Origin of the sequence: Rhizobium alarense, from assembly GCF_021555155.1 — a bacterium.
GTDB lineage: Bacteria > Pseudomonadota > Alphaproteobacteria > Rhizobiales > Rhizobiaceae > Rhizobium_D > Rhizobium_D alarense.
In genome coordinates, this window is sequence record NZ_JAKGBU010000058.1 from 1 (window position 1) to 13,550 (window position 13,550).

The 13,550-nt window shown below is 64.9% G+C and carries 11 protein-coding genes; all 11 read right to left on the reverse strand.

What is annotated here, in order from left to right:
- A partial coding sequence (locus tag LXM94_RS26205; protein WP_329605623.1) for an ATP-binding cassette domain-containing protein occupies nt 1-303 on the reverse strand: 303 nt, incomplete at its 3' end.
- Nucleotides 300-1,325 (reverse strand): ABC transporter ATP-binding protein, encoded by a 1,026-nt coding sequence (locus tag LXM94_RS17490; RefSeq protein WP_235772757.1) that lies wholly within the window; start codon nt 1,323-1,325, stop codon nt 300-302. The genes LXM94_RS17490 and LXM94_RS26205, both read right to left, overlap by 4 nt.
- Nucleotides 1,326-1,329: 4 nt before the next feature.
- A complete protein-coding gene (locus LXM94_RS17495; RefSeq protein WP_235772758.1) occupies nt 1,330-2,301 on the reverse strand; it encodes an ABC transporter permease in 972 nt (323 codons plus the stop codon).
- 11 nt (nt 2,302-2,312) lie between these two features.
- The gene (locus tag LXM94_RS17500; protein ID WP_235772759.1) at nt 2,313-3,350 is read right to left on the reverse strand and encodes an ABC transporter permease; all 1,038 of its coding nucleotides are present in this window, start codon (nt 3,348-3,350) and stop codon (nt 2,313-2,315) included.
- A 79-nt stretch (nt 3,351-3,429) separates the two neighbouring features.
- Nucleotides 3,430-5,127 carry an ABC transporter substrate-binding protein gene (locus LXM94_RS17505; RefSeq protein WP_235772760.1) on the reverse strand — a complete coding sequence of 566 codons (1,698 nt, stop codon included), beginning with the start codon at nt 5,125-5,127 and terminating at the stop codon, nt 3,430-3,432.
- 75 nt (nt 5,128-5,202) lie between these two features.
- Nucleotides 5,203-6,096: a proline iminopeptidase-family hydrolase gene (locus tag LXM94_RS17510; protein ID WP_235772761.1), complete on the reverse strand. Its 894-nt coding sequence runs from the start codon at nt 6,094-6,096 to the stop codon at nt 5,203-5,205.
- 27 nt (nt 6,097-6,123) lie between these two features.
- Entirely contained in the window at nt 6,124-6,714 is a 591-nt protein-coding gene (locus LXM94_RS17515) for an ANTAR domain-containing response regulator (protein WP_235772762.1), read from the reverse strand.
- On the reverse strand, nt 6,711-8,003 hold the full coding sequence (locus LXM94_RS17520; protein WP_329605624.1) for a transporter substrate-binding domain-containing protein: 1,293 nt from the start codon (nt 8,001-8,003) through the stop codon (nt 6,711-6,713). Before LXM94_RS17520 ends, LXM94_RS17515 begins: the two co-directional genes overlap by 4 nt.
- Nucleotides 8,004-8,158: 155 nt before the next feature.
- Nucleotides 8,159-10,165 (reverse strand): aldo/keto reductase, encoded by a 2,007-nt coding sequence (locus LXM94_RS17525; RefSeq protein ID WP_235772764.1) that lies wholly within the window; start codon nt 10,163-10,165, stop codon nt 8,159-8,161.
- Nucleotides 10,166-10,194: 29 nt separating this feature from the next.
- The gene (locus LXM94_RS17530) at nt 10,195-11,283 is read right to left on the reverse strand and encodes an ABC transporter ATP-binding protein (protein WP_235772765.1); all 1,089 of its coding nucleotides are present in this window, start codon (nt 11,281-11,283) and stop codon (nt 10,195-10,197) included.
- Nucleotides 11,284-11,292: 9 nt separating this feature from the next.
- A complete protein-coding gene (locus LXM94_RS17535) occupies nt 11,293-13,539 on the reverse strand; it encodes a glycoside hydrolase family 2 protein (protein WP_235772766.1) in 2,247 nt (748 codons plus the stop codon).
- Nucleotides 13,540-13,550 lie beyond the last annotated feature (11 nt).

Here is a 13,550-nt window from a genome sequence, read left to right on the forward strand (position 1 = left end):
CATATTCCGGCGCACCGGCTTGAGCTCAGCGCTGCCGGCCCTGGTGATGTCGGCTCCGTCGAAGGCGAGCGTGCCGGAGGTAATATCGTAAAACCGCGTCAGGCAGCGGCCGAGTGTCGACTTGCCGCTGCCCGACTCGCCGACGAGCCCCAGCGTTTCGGCCGGCCGGACCTCGAGGCTGACGGCGTCGACGGCGTGCAGCACCTGACCGGAACCGGGCCGGATCGTCTTGCCGACCACGAAATTCTTGGTGAGCGCGCGGGCCTGCATCAGCGGCACGGTTGTCGGCATGGAAACGCTCATGCGGGCTCCTCCACGGCAAGCGCCGTACGACGGAGGGATTGCCGTTCGCCGTCGTCGATCACGCAGAGCGCCGAGTGCTCCCCGGCACGGCGCAGCGGCGGCCGTTGCGCGCAGGCCGCCCGCGCATAAGCGCAGCGGGGCGCGAAGCCGCAGCCCTCGGCGATCGTTTCCGGCGTCGGCGGCATGCCCGAGATCGAGCGCAGGCGCTGGAGCCGGACGCCAGAAAGCGGCGGGATGGAGGCCATGAGGCCCCAGGTGTAGGGATGGATCGGCGAGGCGAAGACCTCTTCTGTCCGGCCGCGCTCGACGATGCGGCCGGCATACATCACCGCAACCCGATCCGCGACTTCCGCCACCACGCCCATGTCGTGGGTGATGAGGATGATGGCCGAGCCGAAGTCCTTGCGCAGCCGCAACAGCAGGTCGAGCACCTGCGCCTGGACGGTGACGTCGAGTGCGGTGGTCGGCTCGTCGGCGACGAGCAGCGCCGGGTTGCAGGAGAGCGCCATGGCGATGACGGCGCGCTGGCGCATGCCGCCGGATAGCTGGTGCGGATAGCGATCCACCGCCTCGCCGGGGTTGGAAAGACCAACTTCGCCGAGTAGCTCGACCGCGCGCCGCCGCGCGACACGGGCGGAGACCGGCTCATGGGCGCGGATCTGTTCGGCGATCTGCCAGCCGATCGTATAGACCGGCGTCAGTGCGGTCATCGGATCCTGCGAGATGAGGGCGATCTCCTTGCCGCGGATCGCCCGCATGCGGCCTGCCGGGAGGTCGAGGATGTGCCGGCCGCGGAACGAGACGGCACCGTCGACCTTCGTCGTCTTGCGGTCGTGCAGGCCGAGCAGCGACAGCAGCGTCACCGACTTGCCGGAGCCGGACTCGCCGACGATCGAGAGGATCTCGCCCTCGTGCACCCGGAACGAGACGTCGCGCACCGCCCGCACCATGCCGCGGTCGGTCGCGAAGGAGACGGAGAGGCCGTCGACGTCGAGGAGGATGGGTTTCGTCTTCTGTTCCATGGCGTCAGTCTCCCCTCACCCGCGGATCGATCAGCACGTAGACGACATCGACGAGCGCATTGGCGAGCACGACGAAGAAGGAGGCATACATCACGGTGCCGAGGATCATCGGCAGGTCGAGGTTGAGCAGTGCCTGGTAGGTGAGCCTTCCGACGCCGTTCAGTCCGAAGACCACTTCCGTCAGCAGCGCCGCACCTCCGACGAGCACGCCGAAATCGAGTCCGAACATGGTGACGAAGGGAATGAGCGAGGTCCGCAGTGCATGACGCAGCATGACGCGGGCGGGGCTCAACCCCTTGGCGCGGGCGGTACGAATGAAGTCCTCCTGATAGGCCTCGACCAGGTTGGCGCGCAGCACCCGGCCGTAGATGCCGATATAGAGCGCCGCCAGCGTAAACCACGGAATGACCAGCGTCTTGAACCAGCCCGCCGGGTCGGCAAGCAGCGGTTTGTAGCCGAGCGCCGGCACCCAGGAAAACAGCCAGGTATCGTGGAAGCGGCTCTGCGTCAGGAGGTTCATCACCTCGCCCAGCCAGTAGACGGGCATGGAGACGCCGATGAGCGCAAGCGCCATCAGCCCGCGGTCGAGCAGCGTGTCGCGTGCAAGCGCCGCGACCACGCCGACGACGATGCCGCCCACGACCCAGAGCAGGGCAGCACCGGCGACCAGCGAAACCGTCACGGGCGCGGCCGACATTACCGCGGGAACGATCTTGTAGCCGCGGTTGACGAAGGAGGTGAGGTCCTGCGTGACGAAGAGCCGCTTCATCATGATGGCATATTGCACCGGCAGCGGCCGATCGAAACCGAACTCCTTGCGGATCGCCTCGACGGTTTCCGGCGACGCGTTGCGGCCTGCGAGCCGCGCGGCGGGATCGGAGCCGGGGGTGGCGAAGAAGATGAGGAAGACGAGTGCAGAGATGCCGAACATCACGAAGAGCATCTGTCCGAGGCGCTGCAGCACGGCGAAGATCATGGCCTGTCCCCTCACACCAGCTTCGTGCGCGGATCGAGCGCGTCGCGCAGGCTGTCGCCCAGCACGTTGAGCGACAGGACTGTCAGCACGATGGCGATGCCGGGCGCGAGGGCCACGGCCGGACGGGTATAGAGCAGCGTCTGGCCGTCCTGGATGATCGTGCCCCAGCTCGCGTCCGGCGCCTGCACGCCGATCGAGAGGAACGACAGCGACGACTCCGTGATGATGTTGAGCCCCATCATCAGCGGCACGAAGACAATCAGCATGGTCGAAACATTCGGTAGGATGTCGTTGACGAGAATGCGCCAGGCCGGAATGCCGAGGCCCTTCGCCGCAAGCACGAATTCGCTCTCCTTGAGCGCCAGCACCCGCCCGCGCACCGGGCGGGCGACATAGGGCACGTAGATGATGCCGATGATGAAGATCGGCAGGAGCAGGCTGTCGCCGGTAATCTCGATCGGTCCGATGACGATCCCCTGCGAGATCAGCACGATCGACAGCGAGATTGCCAGGAGATAGACCGGAAACGCCCAGAGGATATCGAGAATCCGCGACAGGATCTTGTCGACGATGCCGCCGAAGAAGCCGGCCGTGATGCCGACGACAGCGGCGAAGAAAAGACAGATCGCGGTCGAGGCGGCAGCGATCAGCAACGAGTTCCGCCCACCATAGAGCAGCCGCGCCGCGACGTCGCGGCCCTGCGTGTCGGCGCCGAGAAGGTACTGTGCCCGCCATGTCGGGCCGATTGGGGTCACCCCGAGGCCCAGCCCCTCGGTGGAGGGCTGCATGAGCTTCACCCGCTTCCCGTCGACCGTGATCTTCGCGCTGAGGCTCGAGCGGAAGGGATCGGTTGCCGAAACGTACCGGGCGTAGAGAGGTGCCGCGAGGCTGGCAAGAACGATCAGCACGAGCACGGCGGCCGCCAGGAGCGTCGCACGATCGCGCCTGAGGATGAGCCACGCGCGCCGCCAGGGGCCGGCGGCCGAACGGGCCTGCCCCAACGATTCGGCGGAGCTTTCGACGAAAGCGATCTCTGAAGCATCTGTCATCGGTTACACGAAGATCCGGATGGGGTCCGCCGGCAGCGGACGGCGGACGGCGGCGAGACGCCGCCGTCCGGTCGAGGTGTCACTTCACCCAGGACTGCGAGACGATCCAGCGGTTCTGCTTGTTGAACAGGTAGTTGCCGAGGCGTGCCGAGGCGAAGTTCACGCTCTTTGGCGTGAAGAGCGGCGCGAGCGGTGCCTGTTCCATGAAGCTCTTGTCGATCTCCGCCCATTTGGCATTGGCGCCGTCGGGATCGGTGAGCGCCAGCGTCATCGCCTCCTTCATCTTCGCGTCCAGCCCTTCGTTGCAGTAGCCGGCGATATTGATCGACGCGTCGCTGCCCGGCGTGAAGGAGGCGCAGGAGAGCAGCACGTTCAGGAAGTTCGACGCCGCCGGATAGTCCATGTACCACTGAGAGACACTGATCTGGACGTTGTTGTTGGTGTTCTGGATGTAGGTGAACTGGATATTCGGCGACACCGCCTTCATCGAGGCGTCGTAGCCGAGTTCGGAAAGCACGCTCTGGATATAGGTGCCGATGCCGCGGGCGACCGCATTGTCCTCGGCGATCACCGTGACCTTCTGGCCCTTCGTGCCCGATTCCTCGACGAGCTGCTTCGCCTTCTCCATGTCCGGCTCGACCCAGGCCGGGCCGGGTTCCTTCGTGTAAAGGCAATCATCCACATGGCCGGGGAAGTCCGGCGGCAGGACCTGGCAGGTCGGTTGGGCGAGCACCTCGCCGCCGAACAGGCCGACGAGCGCATCGCGGTCGAGCGCGTAGTTCAACGCCTGGCGGACCTTCAGATCATTGAAGGGGGCGATGTTGGTGTTCATCGGCGCGTACCAGAAGGCTGCGAGCGGATCGATATGGATCTGGCTCGCGTAGTTCGCGCCGATTTCCGGCAGGCGGTCGGCCGGCGGCGTGTCGAACAGCCAGTCAATCTGGCCGTTGATGATGGCATTAATCGCCGCCTCCTCGGTGAGGCCGAACTTGTAGACGACCTCGTCCGCAAAGCCGTCCGGCTGGGCGTCGGCGCTCCACTCCTTGAAGTGCGGATTGCGCTTCATGACCATCTGTTCGTTGGGATTGTAGCTTTCGATATAGTAAGCGCCCGTGCCGGGGATCGGCGTCGTGCCGGCATCGGCAAGCGGCGCGTCGGCCGGCAGGATCGAGGCGTGCGGAACGGCGAGCTTGGAGAATATCTCGGCGTCCGGCGCGACAAGATTGATCGTCACCGTGCCGGTCGCGTCGTCGCCGATCACGCCGCCCTCCAGCGTGCAGGTCTCGGCGGTCTCGATGCATTTGTCGGCACCGACGATGCCGTTGTAAAAGCTGCCCGTCGTCGGCCCCTTGACCTTGAAGATGCGCTGGAACGAGGCCTCCACGTCGGAGGGTGTCACTTCCTTGCCGTTCGAGAACTTGATGCCCTTGCGGATCTTGAAGACGTAAGTCTTGCCGTCGTTCTCCGCCGTCGGAATGGCTTCGGCGATCGACGGAACGATCTCGAAGCCGTCTGTTCCGCCCGCCTGCTTGAACTTGACGAGCCCGTCGTAGGTCATCTGGTAGAGCTGCCAGAACTGCGCCGTGTAGTTGATCATCGGATCGACGGAACCGGCGGCCGAGACGGCCGCGAGCGTGATCGTACCGCCGCGGTGCTTGGCCATGAGCTCCGCGCGGTCCTCGGCCATTGCGACGCCGGAAAGCGCCGTTTGAGCGAGCAGCGCGCCGGCCAACAGCAGGCCGGCACGTCGGAGGTTCGGTTTCAGGAATATGGTCATGATATCGTTTCCCTCTGGTTCTTTGTGTGAGCGGTCATCGCGCCCTTTGCGGGCGGCTTCTTGTCTTCGCGATACTCAAGGGGCTGTCTGGTCGAGGAAGCCCGCGACCTCGGCCATGCAGGCCTCCCTTTCCTCGACATGCGGCATGTGGCTCGATTGCTCGAAGATCCGCCAGCGCACGTCCGGTATCTCCTCTGCATAGGGTTTGACGCAGGCCTCGGTCGCCTCGTCGTGTCGGCCGGAGACCAGCAGCGTCGGAACCGCGATGGTCGACAGCCGTCCGACGATCGACCAGTCCTTCATCGTTCCGATCACATGGAACTCGTTCGGCCCGTTCATGGTGTGATAGACCGTCGGATCGTTTGCGATCGCGTCGAAGGTCCGCTGGACCTCCGGCGGCATGGGCACGACCCGGCAGACATGACGCTGGTTGAAGACGTCGGTTGCAGCCATGTATTCCGCACTGTCCGTGGTGCCGGCCGCCTCGTGCTGCAAGAGCGTCGCCTGTACCTCCGGCGGCAGCGCCTCGCGAAGCCGGTTCGCTTCGGAAATCCAGGTCTTCATGGCCGCCGGGGAGTTCGCGATGACGAGCGCCTTCAGGCCCGCCGGACGCTCGACCGCGAACTCCGCCGACAGCATGCCGCCCCAGGATTGTCCGAGCAGGCAGTAGGCGTTCCTTATGCCGAGATGATCGATCAGATTGTGCAGTTCGGCCCGGAAGAAGGCGACCGTCCAGAAATCCCCGCCCTTGTCAGGGAGATGCGTGGATTTGCCATTGCCCACCTGGTCGTAGTGGATGACCGCCCGGCCGGTAGCCGCGATGTCCTTGAAGCTGTCGACATAGTCGTGGGTGCAACCCGGGCCGCCATGGGCAACGATGAGCGGCGGCTTGCCGGAGGCGAGGTCGCCGGTGACCCGATACCAGGTCCTGTAGCCTCCGTAGGGCGCGAAACCTTCAACAATGGACACCAAACTGTACTCCTTCCTTCCGTTTCGTCAGGCGCCGCTTCGCGTGCGCCGGTCATCCCGACAGATGGCCTCTGCCGTCTCCTCGATGGTCATGCCCCAGTCCATGGCGATCTTGCGCAGCCGTTTCCAGGCGCCCGCCTCGTCCAGCCCTTCCTGCTGCAGCAGCTTGAGGATCGCACGCACCACGATCGGCCGCTGACGCAACCGATCCTCGAGCGCCCTGATGTCGTCGGCCTGGCTGCGGGCCATCCGGTAGGCATGGGCAGCGATCAGGATCGCGCTATAGGCCCCGGTGGAGCCGATCGGCTTCAGGAGATGCGCGTTCGATCCTTGCGACAGCGCCCATTCGATACGCCCCGGCGCCTCGGAACCGATGAGTGCGATCATCGGCATCGGCGCAAAACCCGTCGGCCACGGAAACTGCCCGTCATGGCCCATGTCCGCGTCGAAGAAGATGACATCCGCGCCGGTATCGGCCTCGTCGATCTGCGGCCAGGCGACGTTGACGCGGATGTGCAAAAGCTCGAGCTGCCGCTTCAACGCATCCACGGACGGGTGGTCGCGGTGCAGGATCACCGCACGCCATGTCGCCAGTGGGAGCCGGTCAGCGCGCGTCATTTGATGACTTTCAGCGCGCTGCCCGTGTCGCCCGGCGCGGCGGCCTTCGGCGGCTGTCGGAGGAGCGACCGCACCAGATAAGGATCGGCCTCGATCGGCGCCGGCGCACTGCGAAAGAGTTCGAACTCGCCTTCCGCGTCCGACACGCCCATATGCGGCCGCAACGCGGCATGATGCGTGCGCGGGTCCACCGCGATCGGGCCAATCGGCGTGTCGAACAGACGCGATGTGACGGCCCGGCGGATCGCTTCCGGCGCGTCCGTCGCCGCATCGGAAATCGCGCGGGCGAGGATAGAGACGGCGTTATAGGCGGCCATGAAGGGCGTCGTGATGCGCCTGTCCCGTCCGTGCCGGGCGGCCATACGCGCCTTGAAGACCCGGTTCTCCGCCGTATCCAGCCGGTCGAAATAGATCGCCGTCGTGATATGCCCTGCCCGCGCCTCGCGGCTCAGGCCTTCGAGGTCCGTTTCCGACAGGTTGCAGGCGACGATCGGCGGCGGCTCGACGCCCTCGGCACGCAGCGCGTGATAGGCCGCGAGAAAGGCGGTTACCGTCTCGCCGACAAGGTTGCTCAGCACGAAGTCCGGGCGTTTCTGCCGGATTTCGGCGATCAGGTGATCGACCTCGACGGAACCCAGTGGAACGAAACGCTCGGAGACGACCTGCCCGCCGGAGGCTTCCGTCACCTCGCGGGCGATGCGGCTGATCTCCCAGCCCCAGATATAGTTCGACCCGACGATGAAGGGCCGGCGCCCGTAGCGCGGCAGCACATGGTCGAACAGCGGGAGAAGATGCTGGTTCGGGCATGCGCCGAGATAGATGGCGCTGTCGCTCGCCTCGTAACCCTCATAGGGAAAGGCATACCACAGGAGCGCACCATGACGTTCGATCACCGGCAGCACGTCCTTGCGGCTCCAGGACGTGATGGTGCCTATGACATGACGGCACCCGTGCTGGCGGATCGCTGCGTCCGACAGCAGGGCGTATCGCTCCGCCCTGCCCGCCGGATCATCGATCTTCGGTTCTATCCGGAAGGAGAGGGATGGATCGGAATTGACTTCGGAGATAGCAGCCATGGCCCCGTCGACTGCCTCGCGACCGAGGGCGGCGTAGGCGCCCGTCGTCGAATAGAGGATTGATACCGGAACCGTTTCGCGCGTCATCGGTCTGCCGACTGCCCCGCCACCGTTCTCGAACCCGTCTTCCGCATCCGCCGCTCCGATCCAAAAAAGCAAAAAGCCCCGAACCGCGGAACGCGGTGTCGGGGCTCTATCGCCGTTGGCAGTCATTGCCGATTTCTGACGACAGGCTACGCCTCGGCTAAATTATAGTCAATCGGTTTTCTCGGTCATTTTTTAAGCAATTCTGGCGCGATTGAGCAGGCGCCGGGCACCGGACAGTTGCCGGTTCCGTGCATCGCCGGCGCCCTTCGCGGGAAGGCCGTTCATGCCTCCAGCCATTCCACCTCCGCGCGGGTCAAGGTGATGTCGAGTGCGGAGAGACTGTCCTCGAGCTCGGCCACGGTACGCGGCCCGATGAGCGGAAGGACCGGGAAGGGCTGCGCCAGACCGTAGGCCAGCGCCACATGGATCGGCTTGCGACCCAGTCGGGCGGCAAGCTCGATGGCGCGGTCGCGGCGGGTGAAATTTCGCTCGCTGTACCAGCAGCGAACCAGTTCCTCGTCATCCGTCCGATCACGACCGGCACGTTCGGTGAAGAAGCCACGCCCTTGGCTGGACCAGGCGAAATTCGGGATCTGCCGCTCGGACAACCACCGCTTCCATTGGTCGTCCGAGGCGGCGACGCACCCTGGCCAGATCGGGTCGCGCATCTCGGCAAGCGAAAAATTGTTGGAGAGCGCGGCGGGAGGCGTCCTGCCCGCCGCCTCGGCGTAGGCGATCGCCTCCGCCAGCCGTTCGCGCGTCCAGTTCGATCCGCCGAAAATGCCGCGAATGCGTCCCGCGCGCACCTCGCTGTCCATAGCGTCGACGAACTCGCCGACCGGAACGTCCGGATTGTCGCGATGCATGAAATAGACATCGACATAGTCGGTCTTGAGCCGCTCCAGGGACTGCGACAGCTGCCTGCCGATCTGGTCCGGATAGACGAGCGGCGAATGGGCGCCCTTGCCGATCAGCACGATCCCCTCGCGCGGGACCGCACGGCTCCTGTGCCAGTCGCCGAAGATCACCTCGGTAGTGCCGCCGTTGTAGATCCAGGCGGTGTCGAAGACGTTGCCACCCGCCTCGTAGAAGGCGTCGAGCGTCAGCGAGGCGGCGGCGAAATTCGGGAAGAACTCGAAGCCGAGCGCCACCGCCGAAACGGGTTTGGCGATGCCCGGCAGGCTCCGGCGCGGTATGCCGCTGCCGGCCCTTACCGTCTCGCCCCGGATGTTGACCGGGCGCCCGGCCGGCTTTTCGCATTCGTACTCCAGGCCGATCGCAGCGCGCCACTGATCCATGACCCTGAGATTGCCGATGGAATCGGCCCAGTTCATACCGGGCGATGCGAATTCCTGCCGTCCGCCGCGGATCGCGTCGGCGACCGCATCCACTTCGAAGGAATAGAGCCAGCCCTGTTCTTGAACGTCAACCACCTGCCTGCTGCCGTCCTTCCGCACGATCTCGAGCCGGCCCGTCCCGCCCTCGTGACCGGATGCGAACCAGAAATCGGCAACGTCGATCCGGCCCTCGGCGCCAAGGATGCGCAGCACGTTGTCCTGCCCGGCACGGATCGAGCAGGAGACCTCCGCGACGACACCGTTCGAGAACTTCAGGACGGCGGAAGCCCATTCGTCGACGCCCGTCGCACCGATATGGCCGACGCCGAAGACCGCCTCGGGTTCGGCGAAGGACGTGCCGGCGGCAGCTCCGGCGACGAGCCTCGCCATGGAGACCGGATAACCGCCCACGTCGAGTATGCCGCCACCCGCGAGCGCGTTCGAAAACAGCCGATGCTGCGGCTTCACCTCCCCCATGTCGAAGCCGAAGCTCGACTTGATGAGCCGTATTTCACCGATCATGCCGCTTCGTGCCAGATCGACGATCTTCGCCGTTTGCGGATGCAGGCGGTACATGTAGGCTTCGCCGGCGAAGACACCCGCCTTGCGGGCTTCGTAATACACCGTCTCGGCCTCGTAGGCGGAGAGCGCGATCGGCTTTTCGACGAGCACGTGCTTGCCGGCGCGGATCGCCTTGATCGCCCACGCCGCATGACCCGTGTGGGGCGTCGCGACATAGACCGCGTCGATCTCCGGATCGCCGAGCAGCGCCTCGTAGCCGGCGACGATCCGGGCACCCGGAAAGCTTTCGGCGAGCCCAGCTTTTGCCGGATCGCGCGTGGCGATCGCGACGAGTTTTCCCGTCCGGGAATGGGCAATGCCGCCGGCAAAGGTCTTCGCGATGGCGCCTGGCCCGATGATGCCCCAGCGCAGGGTTTGCGTCTCGTTCATCGTACTCTCCCGATGATAGGTGCGGCCCGCTATCGGACGCGGACGCCGGCACTGTCGAAGAGGAAGGATTTTTGGGCCGATAGGCTGATCGTCAGCGTGTCCCGGTTGGCGGTGGCGCGGAATTCTTCGCGCTCGATGATGATGCGCTCGTCGGCCGAGACACGCGCATAGACATAGCTCGTGTTGCCGAGATGCTCGGCGACGTCGACTTCGACGGCAAGATCCGTATCGCCCTCGCCGGCGGCCAGGAAATGTTCCGGCCGCACGCCGACGCTCACCTCGTCGCCGGCCTTTACGGTACCGGATGCCACGGCGAGGGTGAGCTTTGCCGTCGGCTGGTTGACAAGGGACACCGTGACACAACCGGCCTCGGCCGAAATCACCGACGCCTTCAGGAAGTTCATGCGCGGCGATCCGATGAAGCCCGCGACAAAGGTGTTCGCCGGATCGTCGTAGAGGTCCAGCGGCGCGCCGACCTGTTCGACCTCGCCGGCGCGCAGCACGACGATCTTGTCGGCAAGCGTCATCGCCTCCACCTGGTCATGCGTGACGTAGATGATGGTCGACTTCAGCTCCTTGTGCAGCTTGGCGATCTCGACGCGCATATGCACACGCAGTTCGGCGTCGAGGTTCGACAGCGGCTCGTCGAACAGGAAGACGTCCGGGTTGCGCACGATCGCGCGGCCGATCGCCACCCGCTGGCGCTGCCCGCCGGACAGCGCCTTGGGCTTGCGCTCCATCAGAGGACCGAGCTCGAGGATGCGCGCCGCGTCGGCGACCCGCCGCTCGATCTCCGCCTTGGCCATGCCGGCGAATCGCAGCGCAAAGCCCATGTTCTCGCGCACGCTCATGTGCGGATAGAGGGCGTAGGACTGGAACACCATAGCGATGCCCCGCTTGGAAGGATCGACGTCGTTCATCACCTTGCCGCCGATGGCCAGCGCACCGGAGGTGATGTCCTCCAGGCCGGCGATCATGCGCAGCAGCGTGGACTTTCCGCAGCCGGATGGGCCGACGAAGACGACGAACTCTCCGGCCTCGATCGAAAGGTCGATGCCCTTGATGATTTCGAGAGCTCCGAAACGCTTGCGTATGTCGGTGAGGCGAACATCGGCCATGGCGGGTTCTCAGTTGATGATGAAGGTGACTGTCTGGGTCTCGAAGCGACGGCTGGTGACGGTCAGGTCGAGTGTGCCGGCCTCGTCGCCGGCCTCGATCCAGAAACCGGTCGCGCCGCCCTTGAGCGTATGGTCGGCCGGGCCGATGATCCGTCCGGGACCGACAAGCGACAGCGTCACCGGCTCCTCGAAATAGGGCAGAAGGTTGCCGCACTGATCGAGCACGCGGACGACGACGCGCACCGCGTCCTTCTCGGCTGCCCGAAGCTTCGTGTCATCCGGCGCTACCTCCAGCCTTGCCGGCACCGGATCGGCCGGCAGCGTCACCGTCTTCACCGCCTTGCCGTCGACATAGCCCGTGAACGTTCCTTCGCGCCAGACGCGTCCCCAGGTCCCGAATTCCTCCGGCGTGACGTTTCGAAGGTCGAGAACAACGGGCGCATGCGGCAGGTGCGGATAGGTCTCCCTGTCCGGATAGATGCGCTTCGCCGGCCATTCGCCGAACGTCACGTCGACGTAGTCGCAGTTGGTGAGAACGATCAGCGGCAGTACGCCGCCCATGTTGCGCTCGCCGCGTGCCCAGAAGGTGACGGGCTGCAGCACGACGCCGTCCTTCGGATCGCCCTGCGAGGCATAGGCATAGGCCGCGAATTTCGGAATGCGGTACATGTCGAGCACGCCGTGATAGCAGATGCGATCGCCGGCGCCGAAGTCCTTGTGCGTGTTGTAGTCGAACATGCACCAGCCGGTGGAACCCGAGATGTTGCCGTCGCCCGCCACGGCATCGAGGATCAGCAGGTGGCGCGTCACGTGTTCCGCCTGCCGCTGCTCCTGATCGAAACGTTTTGTCGGATACATGTGGCCGTTGTATTCGGTGATCATGTAGGGGATCGGCCGGGTGATGCCGGTCGTCTCCACCCGGTCGCGCAGCACGACGCGGCCGCGGTTGTTGCCCGGCAGTTCCTCGTTGCCGAGGATGAAGTCGTTCATCGTGTAGACGTCTTCGAGCAGTTCCGAATTGGTGATGAAACGCACGCCACCGGTCTGGCGCGTCGCATCGAGCGCACGGGCAAGCCGGTTCGTTTCGGCGTAGAAGGCGTGGCTGTCCTGGCTCTCGTTGATGCGCACGCCCCAGATGACGATCGACGGATGGTTCCAGTCGCGCTCGATCATGCGGCGCACGTTCTCGATCGATTCCTTCTGCCACGCCTCTCCGCCGATATGCTGCCAGCCGGGGATTTCCTCGAAGCAGAGCAGGCCGATTTCGTCGCAGCGCTCGATGAACCAATTCGACTGGGGATAATGCGAGGTGCGCACGATGTTGCAGGCAAGCTCATATTTGAGGATGTCGGCGTCCTTTTCCTGCGCGCGCCGACCCATGGCGTAGCCGGTATGCGGCCAGGCCTGGTGGCGGTTGAGGCCGCGCAGCTTCAGCGGTTTTCCATTGAGCAGGAAACCGTCGGGCGTGAAAAGCGCGGTGCGGAAACCGAAACGCTGCGTCAGCACGTCATCGCCATGCTCGGTCGAGAGCTTCAGCGAAAGCGCGTAGAGCACCGGATCGTCGATGTTCCAGAGGTCGATGCCAGTGAGATCGGTGAAGGTCAGCGTCGCTTCATTGCCGTCTACCTCGACCGACGTAGCGGCCACGTCGCCGCCACCCCTGCGGCGAATCTTCGCGTCGAGCGTGCCGGAATTGGCGAGCGCCCGCGGATTGGCGAAGAAGACGCGGGCGGTAACGGTCTTTTGTTCGGCGAGCGCATCGGGCGTCTCGATCTTGACATTGGCGATCGAGACCGGACTGGTAACCTTCAGCCAGACGTCGCGGTAGATGCCGGCGTAGCAGAGATAGTCGATCTGGCCGCCGAAGGGCGGGATCTCCGGATTTTCGGAACCGTCGATCTTCACCGTGATGAGGTTCTGTCCACGCTTCAGATGCGGCGTCAGCCGCGCCTCGAAGGGCGTGTAGCCGTCCTTGTGGGCGACGATCTCCTCGCCGTTCAGGTAGACGACGCTGTCCGCCATGGCGGCGTCAAAGATGAGCGACACCTCGCGGCCCTCGAAGTCCGGCCGCCAATCGAACACCTTCTGGTAGGTGAAGGGCTTCTGGTAGTCCGTCTCGTCGAAATAGTTGTAGGGCAGTTCGACGGCGCTGTGCGGCAGGCGTACCGTCTCGCCGGTCTGCAAAACGTGTACATATGCCGGCTCGAAGCCGTAGCGGAAGGTCCAGTTGCCGTTGAATGTCTCGGTAATGCGCATTGACGGATAGT